The 19,982-nt window shown below is 66.3% G+C and carries 18 protein-coding genes, 4 tRNA genes, 1 other RNA gene and 1 pseudogene; 8 read left to right on the plus strand and 16 right to left on the minus strand.

Features of this window, described 5'->3' with window-relative positions; translation table 11 throughout:
- The first annotated feature begins 39 nt into the window (after window positions 1-39).
- Genes serS through B0684_RS08030 form a run of 3 tightly spaced genes read left to right on the plus strand, consistent with a single transcriptional unit; the run spans window position 40 to window position 2,874 of the window.
- On the plus strand, window positions 40-1,326 hold the full coding sequence (gene serS / locus B0684_RS08020; protein WP_018650062.1) for a serine--tRNA ligase: 1,287 nt from the start codon (window positions 40-42) through the stop codon (window positions 1,324-1,326).
- A gap of 55 nt (window positions 1,327-1,381) precedes the next feature.
- Entirely contained in the window at window positions 1,382-2,422 is a 1,041-nt protein-coding gene (locus B0684_RS08025; RefSeq protein ID WP_018650063.1) for a thioredoxin family protein, read from the plus strand.
- A 29-nt stretch (window positions 2,423-2,451) separates the two neighbouring features.
- Window positions 2,452-2,874: a hypothetical protein gene (locus tag B0684_RS08030; RefSeq protein ID WP_018169893.1), complete on the plus strand. Its 423-nt coding sequence runs from the start codon at window positions 2,452-2,454 to the stop codon at window positions 2,872-2,874.
- Between the two features lie 21 nt (window positions 2,875-2,895).
- Here the strand turns inward: B0684_RS08030 and cyaY are convergent, their stop codons facing one another.
- The 3 genes from cyaY to B0684_RS08045 are packed head-to-tail and all read right to left on the minus strand — an operon-like array spanning window position 2,896 to window position 3,993.
- Window positions 2,896-3,219 carry an iron donor protein CyaY gene (cyaY, locus tag B0684_RS08035; protein ID WP_018145542.1) on the minus strand — a complete coding sequence of 108 codons (324 nt, stop codon included), beginning with the start codon at window positions 3,217-3,219 and terminating at the stop codon, window positions 2,896-2,898.
- Window positions 3,220-3,271: 52 nt separating this feature from the next.
- Window positions 3,272-3,658 carry a DUF423 domain-containing protein gene (locus tag B0684_RS08040; protein WP_018176707.1) on the minus strand — a complete coding sequence of 129 codons (387 nt, stop codon included), beginning with the start codon at window positions 3,656-3,658 and terminating at the stop codon, window positions 3,272-3,274.
- Window positions 3,658-3,993: a hypothetical protein gene (locus B0684_RS08045; RefSeq protein WP_018145544.1), complete on the minus strand. Its 336-nt coding sequence runs from the start codon at window positions 3,991-3,993 to the stop codon at window positions 3,658-3,660. The genes B0684_RS08040 and B0684_RS08045 overlap by 1 nt, the downstream gene beginning before the upstream one ends.
- Window positions 3,994-4,379: 386 nt before the next feature.
- On the opposite strand from B0684_RS08045, the gene B0684_RS08055 reads away from it, so the two are divergent.
- On the plus strand, window positions 4,380-4,940 hold the full coding sequence (locus B0684_RS08055; RefSeq protein ID WP_018169891.1) for a Rieske (2Fe-2S) protein: 561 nt from the start codon (window positions 4,380-4,382) through the stop codon (window positions 4,938-4,940).
- Between the two features lie 129 nt (window positions 4,941-5,069).
- Here B0684_RS08055 and B0684_RS08060 read toward each other — a convergent pair whose 3' ends face one another.
- The 7 genes from B0684_RS08060 to B0684_RS13825 all read right to left on the minus strand — a co-directional run bounded on the left by B0684_RS08060 (window position 5,070) and on the right by B0684_RS13825 (window position 10,831).
- Window positions 5,070-5,840 carry a class I SAM-dependent methyltransferase gene (locus tag B0684_RS08060; RefSeq protein ID WP_018176708.1) on the minus strand — a complete coding sequence of 257 codons (771 nt, stop codon included), beginning with the start codon at window positions 5,838-5,840 and terminating at the stop codon, window positions 5,070-5,072.
- A gap of 5 nt (window positions 5,841-5,845) precedes the next feature.
- Entirely contained in the window at window positions 5,846-6,064 is a 219-nt protein-coding gene (locus B0684_RS08065; protein WP_018145547.1) for a SlyX family protein, read from the minus strand.
- Window positions 6,065-6,069: 5 nt separating this feature from the next.
- Entirely contained in the window at window positions 6,070-7,041 is a 972-nt protein-coding gene (locus B0684_RS08070; protein ID WP_018169889.1) for a D-2-hydroxyacid dehydrogenase, read from the minus strand.
- 103 nt (window positions 7,042-7,144) lie between these two features.
- Entirely contained in the window at window positions 7,145-7,834 is a 690-nt protein-coding gene (locus B0684_RS08075) for a Bax inhibitor-1/YccA family protein (protein ID WP_018145549.1), read from the minus strand.
- A 122-nt stretch (window positions 7,835-7,956) separates the two neighbouring features.
- Window positions 7,957-10,029, minus strand: coding sequence for a SulP family inorganic anion transporter (locus B0684_RS08080; protein ID WP_018169888.1), 2,073 nt, complete (start codon window positions 10,027-10,029; stop codon window positions 7,957-7,959).
- 489 nt (window positions 10,030-10,518) lie between these two features.
- A tRNA-Ser gene (locus B0684_RS08085) sits at window positions 10,519-10,608 on the minus strand.
- 60 nt (window positions 10,609-10,668) lie between these two features.
- A tRNA-Ser gene (locus tag B0684_RS13825) sits at window positions 10,669-10,831 on the minus strand.
- A 151-nt stretch (window positions 10,832-10,982) separates the two neighbouring features.
- On the opposite strand from B0684_RS13825, the gene B0684_RS08090 reads away from it, so the two are divergent.
- Window positions 10,983-11,057: transfer RNA gene (locus B0684_RS08090), tRNA-Val, on the plus strand.
- A gap of 272 nt (window positions 11,058-11,329) precedes the next feature.
- Here B0684_RS08090 and B0684_RS08095 read toward each other — a convergent pair.
- The 3 genes from B0684_RS08095 to pdxH form a co-directional block, all read right to left on the minus strand.
- A non-coding RNA gene (locus tag B0684_RS08095) (RtT sRNA) lies at window positions 11,330-11,463 on the minus strand.
- Between the two features lie 53 nt (window positions 11,464-11,516).
- Window positions 11,517-11,606 (minus strand) — tRNA-Ser (locus tag B0684_RS08100).
- 82 nt (window positions 11,607-11,688) lie between these two features.
- Window positions 11,689-12,333 carry a pyridoxamine 5'-phosphate oxidase gene (gene pdxH / locus B0684_RS08105; protein WP_018650064.1) on the minus strand — a complete coding sequence of 215 codons (645 nt, stop codon included), beginning with the start codon at window positions 12,331-12,333 and terminating at the stop codon, window positions 11,689-11,691.
- Between the two features lie 119 nt (window positions 12,334-12,452).
- Here pdxH and B0684_RS08110 point away from each other — a divergent pair, with 119 nt between their 5' ends.
- The 3 genes from B0684_RS08110 (at window position 12,453) to B0684_RS08120 (ending at window position 16,979) form a co-directional block, all read left to right on the plus strand.
- The gene (locus B0684_RS08110) at window positions 12,453-14,015 is read left to right on the plus strand and encodes a glutamate synthase-related protein (RefSeq protein ID WP_018650065.1); all 1,563 of its coding nucleotides are present in this window, start codon (window positions 12,453-12,455) and stop codon (window positions 14,013-14,015) included.
- Between the two features lie 116 nt (window positions 14,016-14,131).
- Window positions 14,132-14,530, plus strand: a complete 399-nt coding sequence (locus B0684_RS08115) for a globin (RefSeq protein WP_018145553.1) — start codon at window positions 14,132-14,134, stop codon at window positions 14,528-14,530.
- 139 nt (window positions 14,531-14,669) lie between these two features.
- Window positions 14,670-16,979 carry a YgiQ family radical SAM protein gene (locus B0684_RS08120; protein ID WP_018650066.1) on the plus strand — a complete coding sequence of 770 codons (2,310 nt, stop codon included), beginning with the start codon at window positions 14,670-14,672 and terminating at the stop codon, window positions 16,977-16,979.
- Window positions 16,980-16,991: 12 nt separating this feature from the next.
- On the opposite strand, the pseudogene B0684_RS08125 reads toward B0684_RS08120, so the two are convergent.
- From B0684_RS08125 to hpnD, 3 genes and pseudogenes are all read right to left on the minus strand, one after another.
- Window positions 16,992-17,764: pseudogene (locus B0684_RS08125) on the minus strand (SDR family NAD(P)-dependent oxidoreductase).
- On the minus strand, window positions 17,761-19,107 hold the full coding sequence (gene hpnE, locus B0684_RS08130; RefSeq protein ID WP_018650068.1) for a hydroxysqualene dehydroxylase HpnE: 1,347 nt from the start codon (window positions 19,105-19,107) through the stop codon (window positions 17,761-17,763). The pseudogene B0684_RS08125 and the gene hpnE overlap by 4 nt, the downstream one beginning before the upstream one ends.
- Window positions 19,108-19,111: 4 nt before the next feature.
- Entirely contained in the window at window positions 19,112-19,972 is an 861-nt protein-coding gene (gene hpnD, locus B0684_RS08135) for a presqualene diphosphate synthase HpnD (protein WP_018169881.1), read from the minus strand.
- Window positions 19,973-19,982 lie beyond the last annotated feature (10 nt).

Consider the following 19,982-nt stretch of genomic DNA (forward strand, 5'->3'; position numbering starts at 1 on the left):
TTCCCCGTCGTTCTTTCCACCCCTTGCCGGAAATCCGTCATGCTTGATATCCACAGCCTGCGCCAGGACCTGGATGCGACTGCCACCGCTCTGGAACGCCGTGGCTATACCCTGGACCGCGAACGCTTCAAGGCCCTGGAGGCCCGCCGCAAGGCGTTGCAGATGCGCACCCAGGAGCTGCAGGCCGACCGCAACACTCGCTCCAAGGGTATCGGGCAGGCGAAGGCGCGGGGCGAGGACATCGAGCCGCTGAAGGCCGAGGTCGGGCGCCTGGGCGACGAGCTCAAGCAGTGCGAGACCGATCTGCACGGGGTCCAGCAGGAGCTGGATGCGATGCTGATGCAGATCCCGAATCTGCCGCAGGCGGACGTGCCCGACGGACTGGACGAGAAAGACAACGTCGAGGTCCGCCGCGAGGGAACCCCGCGGACCTTTGATTTCACGCCGCGCGATCACGTGGACCTGGGCCTGCCCGGTGGCTGGCTGGACTTCGAGGCCGCGGTGCGGGTGGCCGGTTCGCGTTTCGTGGTGATGCGCGGTCAGATGGCGCGCCTTCACCGGGCACTGACCCAGTTCATGCTGGATCTGCACACCGGCGAACACGGCTACCAGGAGACCTACGTCCCCTACCTGGCGAATCCCGAATCGCTGGAGGGGACCGGGCAGTTGCCGAAGTTCGACGATGACCTGTTCTCGGTCGACTGTGACCAGCGCTACCGTCTGATCCCCACCGCCGAGGTCACCCTGACCAACCTGGTGCGCGAGCAGATCCTCGATGCCGAGGCCTTGCCGCTGAAGATGGTGGCCCACACCCCGTGTTTTCGTTCCGAGGCGGGCAGCTATGGGCGCGATGTGCGCGGCCTGATCCGGCAGCACCAGTTCGAGAAGGTGGAACTGGTGCAGATCGTGCAGCCGGAGAGCTCGGATGCCGCACTGGAGGAACTCCTGGGCCATGCCGAGCGGGTCTTGCAGGCGTTGGAACTGCCCTACCGCGTGATGCTCCTGAGCGCCGGGGACATGGGCTTTGCCGCGGCGCGCACCTATGACCTGGAAGTCTGGCTGCCGGCCCAGGATGCCTACCGCGAGATCTCCTCTTGCTCGAACTTCCAGGCCTTCCAGGCGCGCCGCATGCAGGCGCGCTTCCGACCGAAGGCGGGCGAACGCCCGGAGCTGGTGCATACCATCAACGGCTCCGGGGTTGCGGTGGGCCGGGCCCTGGTCGCGCTGCTGGAGAATCACCAGCAGGCAGACGGCTCGATCCACATCCCGGAAAAACTGCGCCCGTATCTCGGGGGAACCTCGGTGATGGAGCCGCCGTCCGAATAGGAGGTCCACCGGGAGTCTTCTCGACGTGAATAACGCCCTTGGCAGGAAGAATTGGTTGGGTTGGCTGGCGAGCGTCGTCTCGCTGGTGGGCATGGTGGTGTTGTTCGCGACCGCCTCTGTGGCGGACGAATCCGTCGAATCCGACGAGGGGATCGTGTTCGATGACACCCCGCGCCCGATTGGGCTGCATACGCCCGACTGGTTCGAGCTGAGCTTCCTCGATCTGCGCGAGGACCTGGAAGACGCGGTGGAGCAGGGAAAGATGGGGCTGGCCGTCTACTTCGGCATGGATGACTGCCCCTATTGCGAGGCGCTGTTTGACAAGAACTTCGCACAGGACGATATCCGCGAGTACCTCGCGTCACACTTCAACGTGGTGGCGATCGACGCGCTGGGCACACGTGAAGTCACGGACCTGGAGGGCGAGACCTGGCTTGAACGGCGCTACGCCGCCGAACAACGGCTGAACTTTACCCCTTCGATTGCCTTTTACGACGAGGATGGCGAGCGCATCCATCAGATGCGCGGTTACTACCCGCCATACCGGTTCCGCGCGCTGCTGGAATACGTGATTGACCGGCATGACCGCGAGGAGAGTTTTCGCGACTATCTGGAGCGCGCCGACCCACCGCCAAAGTTCGATCTCGACGACATCAACCAGCGGGAGTTCTTCATCAACCAGCCGTATGCGCTGGATCGGAGCCGAATCCCCGCCGAACGCCCACTGGTGGTGTTCTTTGAGCGCGAGGCCTGCCATGCCTGCGATATCATGCACTCCGAGCCGCTGCAGCAGGACGAGGTGCTGGAGCGCATCGGCCTGATGGATGCGGTGCAGCTGGATGCCGACGATGCCGATACGCCGGTGCTGACGCCGGGTGGCGACCGCACCAACGCAAAAGACTGGGCCGCGGAACTGGGTGTGCACTGGGCGCCCACGCTCATTTTCTTCGACGAGCGTGGCGAAGAGATTATCCGCATCGATTCGGTCGTCCACCAGAATCGGCTGCGCAACGTGCTGGACTTTGTCCTGACCCGTGGCTACGAGGAGTATCCGACCTTCGAACGCTGGCGTGCCCAGCAGCCGCCGCGCCCCTGACCACGCCGCTGACTCAAGGAATCATCCCTTTGCATTTCGACCGTGACTTCGTAATCCGCAACCGTGAAGTGCTGGAAGGTATCGTTGCCCGTTCCCACCGCGTGGCGCTGGGAATCTTCGCGCTGACCTTCGGGGGCTACGGGGCGGCGGTATGGCTCTGGTTCCAGGACAACGTGTGGGCCGCCCTGGTGGTGGCGACGCTCAGCTATCTGGTGTTCCGCCAGTTCCGCATGCTGGCGCTGGGCGTAGCGCGCATGCCGCTACGCGGCGATGCGGAGGCGGTGGAGGCGCTCAAGGCGATCGATATGGCGCTGGAACAGGACAAGCCCCACCCGGTACTGGCCGAGGTCGAGGCGCATCTGCGGGCGCTAGAAGAGGCGCCCGCAACGCAGGAGGAACGCGAGGCCGCGGGCCCGGACGATTCGAAGAAGGGGGCCGGCAAGGGCGACTGACAGCGACCTGTGATCTCCGGATCAGAGCTCGACGGGTACGCCCAGTTTCTGTTCGATGACCCGCACCAGGGTCGCGTGCAGCTCTTCGCCGTTGCGATCGTCGATCCAGGTGCCTTCCTCGTCGGAATAGCCGAAATGGGCCGGTCCTTCGGGCGAGGAGAGCCAGATCTGCTGTGCGGCCTCCTGGCGGTTCAGGATCATCTGGGCGCCATCGTCGAATTCGATCGTCATCACGCCGTCGATCAGGTCAATGTCCAGGTCGTCCAGCGCGCTTTGCTCGGTGAGGCGGGTCTGGATGTCGTCCAGGGTGTTTTCGGCGAATACGGCGAAGGAGGTCTGGCTCATGGGGATCTCGATACGGTCGGGAAGAGGGGGTTGGCTGCGCCGCGATTATAGGTCAGCCGCGCCAGGCGGCAATGGCCAACCCGGCCCAGCCGAGGATAAACGCCGTGCCGCCCAGCGGTGCAATCGCGCCGAGGATACGGGGTGCGCCGAGCGCCAGGGCATACAGGCTCCCAGAGAACAGCAGGATGCCGATCACGAACGCCACAGCACTGGCAGCGGCCCAGCCGTTGGCCAGGTGGGCCCACAACGCCGCGACCAGCAGCAGGGCCAGGGCATGGATGAAGTGATACTGGACGCCGGTATGCCAGGTCGCGAGGGCCTGTTCCGTCAGGCGTTCCTGCAGGGCGTGGGCGCCGAAGGCGCCGAGGACGACGGCAATCCCTGCCAACAGGGCAGCGATGACAACAAGGGGGCGAATCAGCGGTTCGCTGGCCCCCATCAGGCGTCGTCGCCCATCTCGCTGTCGATGTCCTGGCCGGCGACCCAGCCGTGCTCACGGGCGCGCTCGATGGCTTCGTTATGGATGCGCTCATGGCGCTCGCGCAGCTCGGGCGGGAGGTTGCTGATGCGCAGGCTGTATTTGTCCCACTCGGCGTTGACCTGGTCATGCAGCATCTGGATGCGCGAGACATCCCAGCCATCGCAGGTTTCGTCCTCCGGGAGGATGCCGAATACCCAGGCATCGCGGATGAAATTGCCGATGGGGGTCATGCCGGCGTACATGTCGTTGTACAGGCCGACGTAGGTGCGACTGGAGCGTTTGGGTTCATTCATGCTGCATAGTCTAGGGAAATACTGATGAATGTACACACTCGCGTTGGCACCCCAGGTTTTCCGAGACAAGGCGCGTCGTGCAGCGGGTAGTGGTTCTACCCGCCCGTTTTTGATGGATTCGGGGCGCAACGCAGGATCGGGGAACCTGGGGTGCCAACCCCATAAACCATTGAATGCAGGGGCTCGGCCGCTTTTGCGTGCGCCCAGCGTTGCGGCTCGCTTATGTAGCTCGGCTACACTTCGCTCACCGCGCCTTGTTCGCACGCAAAAGCGACTCGAGCGCGAGGGTGTACATTCATCAGTATGTCCCTCGGCGTGCGTCCGTCTCAGGCAAAGCGATTTCGACGCGGGTTCCGGGGGCTTCCGGACGCGAACGGGGATACCAGGTGCACGCAACAAACGACTCGCTGACTCGGGTACGCATCCGCGCCCTGATCAAACTGATGGTTCTCGGGGCCGCCCTGCTGCTGGTTGGGGTGATGCTCCGGTACGCCTTTTCCGGACCGGGCGATACCCGTGGCGAGACGCTGCGGGTGGATCTTGCCGAGATTGCCCCGGGCGAGGCCCTGCGTGTGATTCACGGTAGCCGCCACGTGCTTGTGGTCCATCGCGATGCGGCGTGGCAGGCCGCCCTGGCCGGTGATGACGAGCTGGTCGACCCGGAGGCCCGCCGCGGCCAGCAACCGGACGGGCTGGATCGGCCATTGCGCAGCTTCCGGCCCGAGTGGCTGGTGGTGATCGGCGAAAGTGCGGATCTGGGTTGCGAGCTGGACCTGGTCCACCCGGACGAGGCCGACGGCTGGAGCGGTGGCTTTGTCGACCGCTGCCGGGGCGGACGTTACGACGGCGCCGGCCGCGTATATGCGGATCAATCGGCCCGGCGCAACCTGCCCATCCCCGACTATCGCTTCGCCGGGGATGACCAACTGATCCTGGGCAGACCGTGAAGGTCACCTCCCAAGCGGCCCCGGCTCTTTCACAGGGCCCCAGGGGTGACGTGGTTCCGGGAGGCGCCAACCCGGTATGCGGGTGTCTCTGCGGACGCGGAAAACCGTGTCCGGCCTGGACGGTCTGAGTCAGCCGTCCTCCACCTTCGCGAGGGTGATGGCAGGGTAGAGGTCAAAGCGCACGCTCTTGCCCTTGATGCTCGCCTGGGGCGAGTCGGGACCGAGGGCGGGCGCATGCAGCGGGCGCTTGACGATGACGCGACGTCCCACGTTCTGGCGCAGGGTGGCCAGGGTTTGCTCTGCGTCGGGGTCGGCCGCCTCGGGCATCAGCGCCTGCATCAGCTGCATGTCCTTTTTCACCGCGGCCCGCTTGGCCCGTTCCGGGAACATGGGATCGAAGACCGCGGCCATTGCCGGGACGGCGAGATGCGCCGGATCGGCCTTTCCCTCGTGCAGGGTGATGCGTCCGATGATGGGCGCGAGTTCCGGACTGGCCGCCGCGCGTTCCAGCGCGTCGGCGAGCAGGTGGTACACCACGGGATGCCGCTCCCAGGCCGTGACCCGGAAGCCGTGCGCGGCCAGCAGGAGGGTGTCGCGGCCCAGGCCGGCGGAGGCATCCAGCACATGGCCGTCACGCGGGAGTCTGCCGAAGGCGCGGATCAGGCCCTCGCGCTGGTGACCGGCATGGGCGAGGCGATAGCCCTGGCGCCCGGCGGCAAAGTCCAGCTGCAGTCGCAGCGGCGGGTGTACGTCCTCGCGGACCAGTTCGAGCCCGCGGTCTCCCGTCTCCAGCACGAGCGTGGCTTCCCCGGCATGGGCGTAGCCGCGCGCCGCCAAGGCCTGGCGCAGTGCGTTGGCGGCGGACTCGTGGCCGGGGGCCGCGCGTACGGTGAGTGGCATGGGCGTCAGTAGTGCGGCGGGGGTGGTTCGGCGCCCTCCGGCCCGCCGCCGTGCTCCTCGAGGTCGCGCATGCGATCGCGCAGCCACTGGACCTGCTGGCGCAGCTCGGTATTGGCCTGTTGCAGCTCCAGTTGCACGCGGGCCTGCTCCTCCTGGGTGTATTCCTGATGGGCCAGGCGGATCTCCAGATCCTCGATGCGTTTTTGCAGGGCTTCCGAATCCATGTGAGTTACTCCACCACGTTGCGCGGCTGGTCGCTCGCGAAGCCGTGGATATTGGCCGTAACCTCGTCGATCACCCGCTGTCGGGCGGTTCGCGCGGCCCAGGCGGTGTGGGGCGTGAGGACGAGGTTGGGGATATCGTCGGCCAGCAGGGGGTGATCCGCCGGTGGGGGTTCCGGTTCCAGTACGTCGATGCCGGCGCCGCCGAGATGCCCGCTGCGCAGGTACCTGGCCAGGGCCTCGGGATCGACCAGGCCACCCCGGGCGGTGTTCAGCAGCAGGGCCCCCGGACGCATCTGGCGCAGGGCGGCATCATCGATGAGGTGCCGGGTCGTCGCGGTCAGGGGGCAGTGCAGGCTGATGACGTCGCATTGTCCCAGCAACCGTTCCAGCGGCACGCGATCCTCTTGTGCTGCGCGGTCCGGATTCAGGCTCTCGGCGACCAGCACCTCCATGCCAAAGGCCTCGGCGACGCGCGCGGTGGCCCGGCCCAGTACGCCCCAGCCGATGATGCCGAGGCGCATTCCGGCCACGGTGCCGATGGGGTGGTCGAGGAGACAGAACTGATCGGAGGCGCTCCAGCGACCGGCGCGAATGTCCGCGCGGTAGGCGTCCAGTTGGGTGACCAGCGTCAGCAGCAGGGCGAAGACGTGCTGCACCACGGAGTCGGTGGCGTAGTCGCGCGCATTGCTGACGACGATACCCAGGCGGCGGGCTGCCTCCACGTCGATATTGTTGGTGCCGGTAGCGGCGGCGCAGACGAGTCGCAGGCGGGGTGCGGCGGCCAGTGCCTCCGCATTCAGCTCGACCTTGTTGGTGACGATCACCTCGGCATCGCCGATCCGGCCCAGCCGCTGATCCGGCTCGGTGTGCTCGTGGAAGGACCACACGGGAAGGCTGGCCCGGAGTTCGGTCAGGTCAAGATCGTCGCGGTCGACCGTGGCGAGATCGAGAAAGACGCCGCGTTGAAGGTGGCTCATGATCGGCGTGTATCCGTATTCAATGAAGATGGTGTCCAATGAAAAGGGCCCCGCTGTGCGGGGCCCTGGAACGCATTCCTGCCGTGCTGTGCAGCGCGGAACCCTAGTTGTCGCCCATGAAGGCGTGGAACAGGTTCAGCAGGTGCAGGAACATCACATAGAGGTTCGCGTACAGCGAGACCGTCATCACGATGTAGTTGGCCTCGGGATCGTGAATCATCCGGCTGGTGTCGAACAGGATGGCGGCCGACAGCAGCAGGACAACCGCGGCCGAGATGGCCAGCGACAGAGCCGGGATCGCCAGGAACAGGTTGGCAACGATGGCCAGCAGGGCGACGATCAGGCCGACGACCAGGAAGCCGCCGAGGAAGCTGAAGTCCTTCTTGGTAGCCAGGGCGTAGCCGGAAAGCGTGACAAACGCGACCGCAGTGGCGGCGAAGGCGTTGCCGACGATCTGTGGCCCGTTCGGCAGACCCAGGTACATGCTCAGGATCGGGCCGAGGAAGAAGCCCAGCACGCCGGTGAAGGCGAAGGTCAGCACGATGCCCAGCGCCGAGTTGCGCGCGGCGTGGATGGCGAACGGGCCGCCGATCAGCACCCCCAGCATGATGATCCAGTGCACCGGCGGCGCGTTGACCGCCATGGCGATGAACGCGGTGATCGCGCTGAACGCCAGGGTGAGCGACAGCAGCATGTAGGTCTGCCGGATCACCTTGTTGGTGGAGATGGTCTCGCTGATGGAACCAGTGCTGGACGGATTGCGACTCGAGCGGACGATCTGGTCTCGGGACACGGGTCAACTCCTCATTGGATTCGAAACAAGCACAGTGTAGCGACAAGCGTTCCCGGTTGCAGCGTTTCCCTTGCGGTTTCAGGGCATGCGGGCCGATCACGCGGTGATCGGCCCGGCGCGGGTTACTTGATCGGCTCGCCGACCTTTTCCGAGATGGTCTTCACCGCATGGTCGGTGGACTTGAAGATGTTGTCCTTGCCGATGATGTCGTCCAGCCCCGTGCGCTGCATGACCTCCATGATCTGGGCCTTGACGCCGGCGAACACGAGCGTGATGCCGCGCGCCTTGAGGCGGTGAACCAGTTGATGGATGACCTCTTCGCCGGAGGCGTCGATCTCGTTGATGCCCTTGCCGACGACGATCAGATATTTGGATTGTGGGTGGCGGGCCAGCAGGTCCAGTACGGCATCTTCGAAGTAGGGCACGTTGGCGAAGTACAACGACCCATCGAAGCGCATGATGCCGACCTTCTCGTTGGTCTCCAGGCCGTAGCGCTGGGCCTCGCGCAGGGTGCCGTCCTCATAGCGTGCCAGTTCCGAGACACGCGGCTTCATGGTGCGATACAGATACAGCACGATGGCCAGACCGGCACCGGTGAGGATGCCGTAGTCCAGGTTCGGAGCCATTGCGAGGGTCGCAACGAAGGTCACGGCCGCGGCAGCGCCATCGTGCTTGTTGGCCACCCATGCGTGCTTGATGGCCTTGAAGTTCACGAGCCCGGCAACCGCCATCATGATGATCGCAGCGAGGACCGCCTGTGGCAGGTGATAGATCAGCGGCGTCAGGAACAGCAGGGCCAGGCCGATGAGTACCGCAGTAAAGACCGAGGAGAGGCCGGTCTTGGCGCCGGAGTTCAGGTTGACCGCTGATCGCGAGAACGAGCCGCTGACCGGGTAGCCCTGGGTGAAGCCGCCGGCGATGTTCGCCAGACCCTGACCCATCAACTCCTTGCTGGGGTCCAGGCGCTGGCCGGTCCGTGCTGCCATGGCCTTGGCGATCGCGATGGCCTCGGTGAAGCCCACCAGCGCGATGACGAAGGCGGTGGTCAGCAGCGTGGTGAAGGTGCCGAAGGTGATATCCGGGATCGAGAACCCGGGGAGGCCCTGGGGCACATTGCCCACCACGGCGCCGCCGCCATTCAGATGCACGGTATCTTCACCGACCCGTTCGATACGCCATGCGGCGCGATCGGCGCGTGCACGTTCGGCATCAGTCAGGTGATCGTCTGCAATGAACCGCGCAGGCTGATCGTTCTCGCCGGGGACGCGACGCAGCGTGATGTCGCGGATCTCCTCGCGCATGCCGGCAAGTTCGGGGCGCAGTTCATCGCGCTGCAGACGCAGCTGGTCGGCCTCGTGGCGCAGGCGCACGGCCTCGGCGCCTTCCTGTTCCTGGAGCTCTGCTTCCAGCCGACGGATCTGCTCGTCGAGATCGGCGAGGCGCCTGCCATCGCTCTCGATGGACTGCGCGAGAGTCAGAACCTGGGCCGGGGCGATCTGCTGAAGGGACGTCTCGGCCTTCTGCTCGTAGCCGATTGCCCAGCTCACCAGGATCGCCACGACCACGGCGACAAGTACCCCCGGGATCTTCGGTACGAACCGTTTCATCAGCACCATCAGGCCAATGGCGCCGACGCCGAACGCCAGCGTGGGCCAGTGGACGCTGCCCAGTTCCGTCATCACGCCCCAGAGACCCAGCATGAAGTGGCCGCTGGTATCAATCGGGACGCCGAGGATCTTGTTCAGCTGCGACAGGGCGATGATGATGGCCGCGGCATTGGTGAAGCCGACGATGACCGGATGCGAGATAAAGCTGACCAGCGCGCCAAGCTTGAACAACCCCAGCATCAACTGGACCAGGCCCACGATGAATGCCAGGGCAATGGCCAGCATGACAAATTCGGAAGAGCCCTCGGCGGCCAGCGGTATCAGCGCCGAGGCGGTAAGTAGAGAGACCACGGCGACCGGGCCGGTGGCGAGCTGGTTCGATGAACCCCACAGCGCGGCGACCATGACGGGCAGCAGGGAGGCGTAAAGCCCGTACACCGGCGGCAGCCCGGCCAGCTGGGCATAGGCCATGGACTGCGGGATCAGGACCAGGGCGACCGAGATCCCGGCGATGAGGTCCGCGTTGAGGGTTTGCTTCGTCGGGCGCCAGCTGAGGAAGGGGAACACTCGCAGCAGAATCGAATTCATCGGGTCGCTCGCTTGGCCAGTTCGTGAGGGTTGACGACGGCCGGAACCGATGCAATGGGCCCAAGGGCAGTCCGGGCCGGGGCTTGCCAGGGCCGTCGTCACAATACTGGCAGCCGGTGCTGGGCCCGGTCGGATGCACGGGCGCAGTCGCGAAAGTAGCGCCAGATTATAGGCGGTCAGTCCATTTTCTTCTATCTAACTTGTTCTATATGACACATACCATTTCGGCTATGTATTGCGAGCAAGCTGCGAAGGGGATTCGTCTGGCGGAGCCGGGAGATGACTGCGGCCGGGAGGCTGGAAATGGCGGAGAGGGAGGGATTACGGCCAGCCCCGCTGGCCGCCCTTCGGGTCGCCTTCGCGTTGCTACGGCGTTCCGGTGTCGCGTTGCGCCACCGGTCGAACCCGCTTTCTGGAATCTCGGGTTCGAATCGCGGAACGCTGGGGCTTGGCGGCACAGTGCTTTGGGTGAATCCTGAGGATTGGGAATGGCGGAGAGGGAGGGATTCGAACCCTCGAGGGGCTTTCACCCCTGCCGGTTTTCAAGACCGGTGCAATCGACCACTCTGCCACCTCTCCGGGGCTGGGCATTGTCTGGCAAGGAGGGCGGGCTGGCAACCGGGGGTGGCCCGCGTGGCCTGGCGGCCACGATAGGGAGGGATAGATTCGGACCTGCGGTCCTCACCCTCCGGGCGTTGCCTGGCGGCAACGTCCTGCGGCGGCTGCGCCGCCTTGTCGAACCCTCGAGGGGCTTTCACCCCTGCCGGTTTTCAAGACCGGTGCAATCGACCACTCTGCCACCTCTCCGAGGCTGGGCATTGTCTGGCAAGGGCGGCGGGCTGGCAACCGGGGGGCGGTGCCGGGTCTCCCGGCGAAGGGCTCGATGGGAGCGGGATATTCGGCATGCAACGCTTGACGTTCGCTCGCTTGAACCCTAATCTTGTCCGCGCTCCGGGCGGTTAGCTCAGCGGTAGAGCACTGCCTTCACACGGCAGGGGTCACTAGTTCGAACCTAGTACCGCCCACCAGCTTTGAATAACAAGAAAGCGGCCTCGGGAAACCGGGCCGCTTTTTTTGTGCCTGTGAGACGGTCGCATGTGACATGAGAGGCGCTTGCGGAATCTGGCGGAGCGGGAGGGATTACGGCCAGCGCGGCTGGCCGCTTTCGCTTTGCTGCGGCGTTCTGGTGTCGCGTGCGCGCCACCGGTCGAACCATCGTTTCCGATTCCTCGGGTTCGAATCTCCAGGCATCTGTGGCCAAGAACGCGAAAGGGGCCACTAGGGCCCCCTTGCTTGAATCTGGCGGAGAGGGAGGGATTACTCGGCACTTCTTCGCGCCTCGCCCTTCGGGTCGTCGCCTGCGGCGACGTTCTGGCATCGCTGCGCGCTGCCAGTCGAACCGTCATTTTCGATTCCTCGGGTTCGAATCCCGAAACCGAAGAGGCCAGACATGCGAAAGGGGCCGCTCGGGCCCCTTTGCTAGTGTTTGGCGGAGAGGGAGGGATTCGAACCCTCGGTACTCGCGAGAGTACAACGGTTTTCGAGACCGCCCCGTTCGACCACTCCGGCACCTCTCCGAATCTTCTTGCCGCGCGGGGTCGAGCCGCTACGACGGAGCGAATCCTAGCAGATTCGGTTGGCCGAGCGGTAGCGTCTCCCTTAGGGCATCAGACGGGTGATCTCCCAGTCGCTGCCCACGCGGTGGTATTGGAACCGGTCGTGCAGCCGATTGGGGCGGCCCTGCCAGAATTCGAACAGTTCGGGCTGCAGGCGGTAGCCGATCCAGGCGGGATCGCGCGGAATGTCGCCCTCCGGGTATTGCTGCTCCAGCGAACGCACACGCTGCTCGAGTTCGTCGCGGCCGGCGACCGGGTGGCTTTGGGTCGAGGCCGCCGCGGCAATCTGGCTGCCGCGCGGGCGCTGGTGGAAGTAGGTATCGGCCAGTTCGCCCGGGAGGGCGGTGACCGGGCCTTCGACCCGGATCTGGCGCTCGGTCTCGGGCCAGTAGAACAATAGGGCGGCCTGCGGGTTTTCGCTCAGGTCCTGGCCCTTGCGGCTGCGCGAGTCGGTGTACCAGGCCAGGCCCTCGGGATCGACGTGCTTGAGCAGAACGGTGCGAGCGGAGGGCTGGCCGTCGGCGCCGGCGGTGGCCAGGATCATGGCGGTGGGGTCCGGGTTGCCGGCTTCACGGGCGGCCTCGAGCCAGTCATTCAGCAGGCCGAGCGGGTTTTCGTGCAGGTCGCCGCGGCGAAGTTCGGCGTGGGTGTAATCGCGGCGGGTATGGCGGTGGTCGGCGGTGCTCATGGGGCCCCCTGGGCTGGATGCGACGACGTCATCATACGGCGCCGGCGGGGATTCGGAAATTTGTGCGACTTTCACTGTCACAGATGAGGACGATTCAATTCGAGCGCAAGGAGCATCTGATGGCTGAACCGATTATCGCCGCAGTGGAACCCCGGGGAGTGGAACTGACAAAGGGCGAGGAGTACGCGTTCTGTCGCTGCGGGCGCTCGAAGGATCAGCCATTCTGCGACGGCTCGCACGAGGGCACAGGTATCGAGCCGCTGATTTTCACGGCGGAAGAGGACGGCGAGGCGTACCTGTGTCAGTGCAAGCAGTCCGGCAATCTGCCGTACTGCGACGGGACGCATGCGCAGTTCGATCAGGACGCGGTGGGTCAGCCCGCGAGCGCGGCGGAAGGGGATTCCGAGGCATCGGATCAGGGCGGTCAGGCCCCGAGCCCCCGTAACAGCGCGGTTGAACCGCATGTCGAGTGGATTCACGCCCTGGCACGCGATGGCTTGGAGGGTGTGGGCCGCCATGGCACAACGGTGGCCATGGGTGTCCCGCGCGATCGATTGCCCGCGTGGGACGGGCTGCAGCTCCTGGCGGCGCAACTGGCCACACGCCCGCTCGACGAAGATGCCGACGTGGGCACCTCGCTGGTGATCGGGCCCGAGGCGAAGCGCCCGCTGGAACTGGCGATTCCGCTGCTGGTGTCGGACATGAGCTTTGGTGCGCTTTCGCGCGAGGCAAAGATCGCCCTGGCGCGCGGGGCAGAGCGGGCCGGGACCGGTATCTGCTCCGGCGAGGGGGGCATGCTGGACGCCGAGCAGGCAGAGAATTCGCGCTACCTGTTCGAGTTGGGGCCGGCGCAGTTTGGCTATTCGGACGAGGTGCTGGACCAGATTCAGGCGTTTCACTTCAAGGCCGGGCAAGCCGCGAAGACCGGGCTGGGCGGGGTTCTTCCGGGCAGCAAGGTGAGTGACGAGATTGCGCGGGTGCGTGGGATCGAGGCGGGGCAGGATGCCCATTCACCCGCTGCCCATGCCGATCTGCAAAGCCCGGACGATTTCCGCCGGTTTGCCGACGCGGTGCGCGAGAAGACCGGTGGTGTGCCGGTCGGATTCAAGCTGTCGGCCAACCACATCGAGGCGGACCTGGCCTTTGCCCTGGAGGCTGGCGCCGACTACCTGATCCTGGATGGCCGAGGCGGCGGCACGGGAGCCGCGCCGGCCCTGCTGCGCGATCACATCAGCGTGCCTAGCATCCCGGCGCTGGCACGGGCGCGGCGCTTTCTCGATGCCAACGGCGCCACTGGACGGGTGACGCTGCTGGTTACCGGTGGGCTGCGCACGCCCGCGGACTTCGTGAAGGCCCTGGCCCTCGGTGCGGACGGGATTGCCCTCGCCAATTCGGCGATCCAGGCCGTGGGCTGCGTGAGCGCGCGGATGTGCCATACCAATCAGTGCCCCAGTGGTGTAGCGACCCAGGATCCGAAACTGCGCAGCCGGCTGGACCCGCAGGAGGGGAGCGAGCGGCTGGAGCGCTTCCTGAATGGTTCCACCGAGTTGATGAAAGTACTGGCGCGGGCCTGTGGGCATTCCAGTCTGGAGGACTTCGGGCCGAATGATCTGACCACGTTCGATCGCGATCTCGCACGTCTCGCCGGTATCCAGTACGCAGGGGTTCTCGAGGGACGTTGATGGCCGTCCTCTGGAGCCGGGTAACCCCGATGTGTTCCTGCTCCCGGGGGGATCTGGATTAGCCCGCCTCGGAGCAATCCCGGTAGAATCGCGCTTTTTCGGGAATGGGGGTTTTGATGAGCTACTCCGATGTCCACCAGAGCTACGGGCGTTGTCGGCGGGCCGGCAACTTCGTGGATCGCTTCTACGAACGCTTTCTCGCCGCCGACGAGCGGGTGGCGCAGGCGTTCACGACCACCAACTGGTCGCAGCAGAAGCGGGCCCTCGGGCAGGCAATCTCCACTGCGATCAGTTACGCCGAGGGCGAGAGCTTCGTGGCCCCGACCATGGAGAAGATGGCCGAGGTGCACAGCCGCCATGGCCGCGTACCGGTCGCGCCGGAGCTGTACGGGGTGTGGCTGAACTGCATGGTGGAGACGGCCCGCGAGGTGGATCCGCGCTGGGACGAGTCCCTGGCGCAGCGCTGGCGCGGCGCGCTGAGTCCTGCGATCGATCTGTTCATCGAGCGCTACTGACGCGAGCCGGGCCGTTTCCGGCGGCCCGGTTACCCACTGCGAAGTCCCGCCCGCGGGCGTGCCCTGTTGATCTTGGGGCGCCCCCGGCGTGTAATGCGCGCATTTCCTGTTGCCGGCGTCCGCCGGAAGAAGCCTGGTCATGTCCGCAGCACCCGATTCCCTGTTCGCCCGCAAGCCCTACTGGGCCAAGCGCTTTGGCACGGCGCCGTTTCTGCCAACCACGCGCGAGGAAATGGACGATCTCGGCTGGGACAGCTGCGACATCGTGCTGGTGACCGGCGATGCCTATGTGGACCACCCGAGCTTCGGCATGGCGATCATCGGCCGGCTGCTGGAGGCCCAGGGGTTCCGCGTGGGCATTCTGGCGCAGCCGGACTGGACCTCGGCCGAGCCGTTCCGGGCCCTGGGGCGGCCGAACCTGTTCTTCGGCGTGACCGCCGGGAACATGGACTCGATGGTCAACCACTACACCGCGGAGCGGAAGATCCGCTCCAACGATGCCTATACCCCGGGCGACGTGCACGGTAAGCGCCCGGACCGGGCGGTGATCGTGTACGCCCAGCGCGCCCGCGAGGCCTACAAGGATGTTCCGGTCGTCGCCGGGGGGATCGAGGCCAGCCTGCGGCGGATTGCGCACTACGACTACTGGCAGGACAAGGTGCGTCGCTCCGTCTTGCTGGATTCGCGCGCCGACATCCTGCTGTTCGGCAATGCCGAGCGCGCCCTAGTGGAACTCGCCCATCGCGTCGCGGCGGGCGAGCACCCGCGCGAGATCACGGACCTGCGCGGGACGGCCCTGCTGCGGGATGCCGTGCCGGCCGGCTACGTCGAGCTGGATTCCAGCGAGGTCGATACCCCTGGACCGGTGGATGCCAACCCCGATCCCTACGCCATGGTCTCGCCCGAGACCTGCGCCGATGCCGAGGCACAGGATGCGCAGGCGGCTGAAGCGGAGGCGGGCGCGAAGGTCGTGCGTTTTCACCGGGATATCCCGCGCGGCACCCCGCGCGACCAAACGGTCATCCGTATTCCGGCCTTCGAGCAGGTGAAGGGCGACGCGGTGCTCTACGCGCATGCCTCGCGGGTGCTGCACCTGGAGACCAATCCGGGCAATGCCCGCGCGATCGTGCAGCGCCACGGGGACAAGGAGGTCTGGCTCAACCCGCCACCGATCCCGTTGTCGACGCCCGAAATGGACGCGGTGTTCGATCTGCCCTATGCGCGGGCCCCGCATCCGTCCTACGGGAATGCACGCATCCCGGCTTGGGAGATGATCCGCTTCTCGGTGAACATCATGCGCGGCTGCTTCGGCGGCTGTACGTTCTGTTCCATCACCGAACACGAAGGGCGGATCATCCAGAGCCGTTCCGAGGACAGCGTGCTGCGCGAGATCGAGGAGATCCGCGACAAGGTGGACGGGTTCACCGGCGTGATCTCGGATCTGGGCGGCCCGACCGCCAACATGTACCGCCTGGCCTGCAAGGACCCGAAGATCGAGCAGAGCTGCCGGCGACTGTCCTGCGTGTACCCGGGCATCTGCAGCAACCTGGACACCGACCACGCGCCGCTCATTCGCCTGTACCGCAAGGCACGGGCGCTGCCGGGCATCAAGAAGATACTGATCGCCTCCGGGCTGCGCTACGACCTGGCGATCGAGTCACCGGAGTATGTGAAGGAACTGGTGACCCATCACGTGGGGGGTTACCTGAAGATTGCGCCGGAACATACGGAAACCGGACCGCTTTCGCGCATGATGAAGCCGGGCATGGGGACCTATGACCGGTTCAAGGCCATGTTCGAGAAATACTCGAAGGCGGCCGGGAAGGAGCAGTACCTGATCCCGTATTTCATCGCCGCGCATCCCGGCACCACCGACCAGGACATGCTGCAGCTCGCGCTCTGGCTCAAGCGCAACGACTTTCGCGCGGATCAGGTGCAGGCATTTCTGCCCAGTCCCATGGCCCTGGCCACCGCCATGTGGCATTCCGGGCGCGACCCGCTGCGCGGCATCCGGCGCACGACCAGCGAACGCGTCCCGGTGCCTCGCGGGGCGCGCGCGCGGCGTCTGCACAAGGCGTTCCTGCGCTATCACGATCCGAACAACTGGCCGCTACTGCGCGATGCCCTGCAACGCATGGGGCGTGCGGACCTGATCGGCAATGGCAAGCATCAGCTGGTGCCGACCTGGCAGCCGGCCGGGACCGGTCAGGGTGCGGCACGTCCGTCCACCGGCGGGCGCATCACCCGAGGCGGCAAGGCGCTGAAAAAGCGCGGCCAGACCTTCCAGACGCAGCACAACGGCGTCGAGGCTGCGGCGCGTCCCGGTGGCAAGCCAGCGCCAGCGGGCAAGGCCGGGGCACACTCTGCCGCGCCCAAGGGCGGCAAGCCGCGCGCGGGTGGTGGGAAGGTGCGCAAAGGGCGCCCGGCCGGAAAACGACCGCGCGCCTGACGCCGCTGCGGTTCAGGACGCCGCGTCGGGCACCGGGACCTGGCCTTCCAGACTGATGTTCAGACCGGTGGTGGTGCGGTCGCCGGGGTCCAGGAAGTACAGATAGGGGCCGACCACGGCCTCGGGCTCGGGCAGGAGGTCGGGGTTTTCCCCGGGATAATGGCCGGCGCGGAAGCGGGTGCGCACCGGGCCGGTGTCGATACCGTTCACGTGCAGGAAGCGCGGTTCGTTGCGATGCTCGTGCGACAGGATGTCGATCAGGCCGTCCTGGGCCGCCTTGGCCATGCCGAAGGCGCCCCAGAAGGCCTTGCGGGCGTTCTGAGTGGACACGACCAGGCTCCCGGTGGGACTGGCCTCCAGCAGCGGCAGGACGGCCTGCGTGAGGAAGAACGGGCCGTGCAGGTTACTGTTGATGACCTTGAACCACAGCTCCGGGTCGTAGTTCTTCATCGGCATCAGGGCGCCGGCCCAGCCCGCGTTCAGTACCAACCCGTCGAGGCGGCCGAGGGAGTCGCGGATGTTCTCCGCCAGGTCACCATAGTCCTTGACCGTCGCGCCTTCGAGATTCAGTGGGTAGATCGCGGGCTGCGGGTGACCGGCCTGTTCGATCCGGTCATAGACCGCTTCGAGGCCCTTCAGGTCCTTGTCCAGCAGCACCACGATCGCGCCGGCCGCGTGCCGCGGCCGATGCCGTCGGCGGCCCCGGTGACCAGGATCACGCGTTCATCGAAGGCGCCGGGTTCCGGGCGGTAGGCGAGCAGGCGGGGAATATCGAGATCGGTCAAGGATGGTCCTCCAGATACAGGTGCGCCGATTCTAGTCCAGATTGTACGGCCGCTTCGAGCGTGGACGGCAGTGCAGGCGTCAGGTAATCCCCGGCCAGATAACACCCCGGCCAGGGCGTGCGGGCCGGCGGGCGACGTGCATCCAGACCGGCTTGCGCGTCCAGCGTCGCGCGGCGTTCGCAAATGCTGTGGCCGGTCTCGGGTTCGCCCAGTTCGGGGAAGGTTTGGGCCAGGGAGCGGGTGACGGTGCGCCATCGCGCATCCGCCGTCAACGGTTCGAGGTCGTCGGCCGCCGAGATCACGACCGCCAGCCAGTGTGGTGCCCCGGCGACATGCCGCGCGATCAGCCATTGGCCATGCTGGTCCAGCAGCCCCTGTAGTGGCGGAAGATCATCAAGGCGCCGCGCATAGCGCAGGTAGACCGTGCAGATGCTGCGGGCGCCCATGGCATTCAGGCCCTGGTGCGTGGCCTCCCAGCCGGTTTCGTGTGGCAGCAGGGCAGCGGCGGCGGCTGGAGGGGTCGCCATGATCACGCCGCGCGCCGGGCTCGCCACGCCCTGGCGGTCGCGCAGGCGGAAGGGGGCGGCGTCGTGAGTCGTGCTGCGCTCAATGGCGGTGATGCGGCGGCCCAGATCCACGCTGGCGCCACGCTCCCGGAGTTCCTGGACAGCCGGTTCCGGGAACAGCTCGCCGAGTGGCCGCGCGGGGACGAGAAGGCGCGCGGCCTCCGGGCCATGGTTGAGCGCCAGGCGCAGGACGTTCTGGAAGATGCGGGCCGAGGCGGTTCGGGTCGGGGTGTTCATCACCGCCAGGCACAACGGGTCCCACAGGCTCCGAATGAGGGCGTCGGGCTGACGGCGCTGGCGCAGCCAGTCGAGGACGGGGAGATCGTCGCGCAGGGGCCGGTGCAACATGGCGGCGGCGCCGGACAGGGCACGCAGGCGTGTACCAAGGGAGTGCTTCGCAAGCGCCCGGTAAAGCGCGGCGGCCAGGGCGGGCAACCGGGGCGAACGCGGTTCCAGCAGGAACGCCGGGGCCTGCGGCCGGCCGGTAGGCTCGAACATGCGCAGGCCGAAGGGCAGGGCCTGAAACGCCTGCTCGGGGTTGATGCCGACCGAACGGATCTGCTGCAGGGTCTGCTGGCAGGCCCCGACCAGGATGTGCTGGCCGTTGTCGAGCGGGGTGCCGTCCAGGTCGAGGTTGCGGGCACGGCCACCGGGGGTCTTGCCGGCCTCGATCAGGTGCACGGATTGCCCGGCGCGAGCAAGCGCCAGCGCAGCGGTCAGGCCGGCCCAGCCCGCGCCGACCACGACCGCCGGGGCCGGGGGGGAGCTGGAGGTCATGGCATCAGGCCGCGCGGCGGCGTTGTTCGCGCTTCAGGCGGCGCGCGGTGCGCCACGCGATCCACAGCTTGCGGATCGGGGTCAGGCGTACGCGGTGTTCCAGCACGCGATAGCCATCGTCCGCGATCTCGTCGAGCAGGGTGCGGTAGATGGCTGCCATGATCAGGCCCGGGCGCTGGGCGTAGCGGTCGGCGTCCGGGAGGTGTTCCTCGGCGCGTTCGTAGTAGCGTCGCGCCCGTTCCGCCTGCTCCGCGAACAGGGCGCGGTGGCGGTCGTCGGTGATGTTGATCTGGAATTCCTCCGGCTTGACCCCGTGCTTGCTGAGCTCGTCCATGGGGATGTACACGCGGCCGCGCATGGCGTCCTCGTGCACGTCGCGCAGGATGTTGGTGAGCTGCAACGCCATGCCGAGGTCGTGGGCGTACTTGAGAGTGCGCCGATCGGTGTAGCCGAAGATGTGAGCGGACAGGATGCCCACGACGCTGGCCGCGCGGTAGCAGTACAGCGACAGCGTGGTGAAGTCCGGATAGCTGTCGTAGTCGAGATCCATCTGCATGCCGTCGATGATCTCGTCGAAATACTCGCGCCCGAGGTCAAAGGCGGCGATATGCGGCTGCAGTGCCTGGGTGATGGGGTGGCGGGGTTCGCCGGCGAACAGGCGCTCGATCTCCTGGCGCCACCAGTCGAGCTTGGTGCGCGCAATGCTCTCCTCGCTCACCTCGTCGACGATGTCGTCGACTTCCCGGCAGAAGGCGTACAGCGCCGTGATGGCGCGACGGCGATCCGGTTCCAGAAAGCGGAACGCGTAGTAGAAGCTGGAGCCGCTTTGCGCGGCCTTCTCCTCGCAATACTCGTCGGGGGACATGCGCTCTCGC

Source organism: Thioalkalivibrio versutus, from assembly GCF_001999325.1.
In the GTDB taxonomy this organism is placed as follows: Bacteria; Pseudomonadota; Gammaproteobacteria; order Ectothiorhodospirales; family Ectothiorhodospiraceae; genus Thioalkalivibrio; species Thioalkalivibrio versutus.

Bases quoted from the DNA above. Each gene is read 5' to 3' on its own strand.
- B0684_RS08070 (WP_018169889.1), bottom strand. From the start codon at position 7,041: ATGAGCCACCTTCAACGCGGCGTCTTTCTCGATCTCGCCACGGTCGAC.
- hpnD (WP_018169881.1), bottom strand. From the start codon at position 19,972: ATGTCCCCCGACGAGTATTGCGAGGAGAAGGCCGCGCAAAGCGGCTCC.
- cyaY (WP_018145542.1), bottom strand. From the start codon at position 3,219: ATGAGCCAGACCTCCTTCGCCGTATTCGCCGAAAACACCCTGGACGAC.
- serS (WP_018650062.1), top strand. From the start codon at position 40: ATGCTTGATATCCACAGCCTGCGCCAGGACCTGGATGCGACTGCCACC.
- B0684_RS08120 (WP_018650066.1), top strand. From the start codon at position 14,670: ATGTCCGCAGCACCCGATTCCCTGTTCGCCCGCAAGCCCTACTGGGCC.
- pdxH (WP_018650064.1), bottom strand. From the start codon at position 12,333: ATGAGCACCGCCGACCACCGCCATACCCGCCGCGATTACACCCACGCC.
- hpnE (WP_018650068.1), bottom strand. From the start codon at position 19,107: ATGACCTCCAGCTCCCCCCCGGCCCCGGCGGTCGTGGTCGGCGCGGGC.
- B0684_RS08065 (WP_018145547.1), bottom strand. From the start codon at position 6,064: ATGGATTCGGAAGCCCTGCAAAAACGCATCGAGGATCTGGAGATCCGC.
- B0684_RS08045 (WP_018145544.1), bottom strand. From the start codon at position 3,993: ATGAATGAACCCAAACGCTCCAGTCGCACCTACGTCGGCCTGTACAAC.
- B0684_RS08110 (WP_018650065.1), top strand. From the start codon at position 12,453: ATGGCTGAACCGATTATCGCCGCAGTGGAACCCCGGGGAGTGGAACTG.
- B0684_RS08080 (WP_018169888.1), bottom strand. From the start codon at position 10,029: ATGAATTCGATTCTGCTGCGAGTGTTCCCCTTCCTCAGCTGGCGCCCG.
- B0684_RS08060 (WP_018176708.1), bottom strand. From the start codon at position 5,840: ATGCCACTCACCGTACGCGCGGCCCCCGGCCACGAGTCCGCCGCCAAC.
- B0684_RS08115 (WP_018145553.1), top strand. From the start codon at position 14,132: ATGAGCTACTCCGATGTCCACCAGAGCTACGGGCGTTGTCGGCGGGCC.
- B0684_RS08040 (WP_018176707.1), bottom strand. From the start codon at position 3,658: ATGGGGGCCAGCGAACCGCTGATTCGCCCCCTTGTTGTCATCGCTGCC.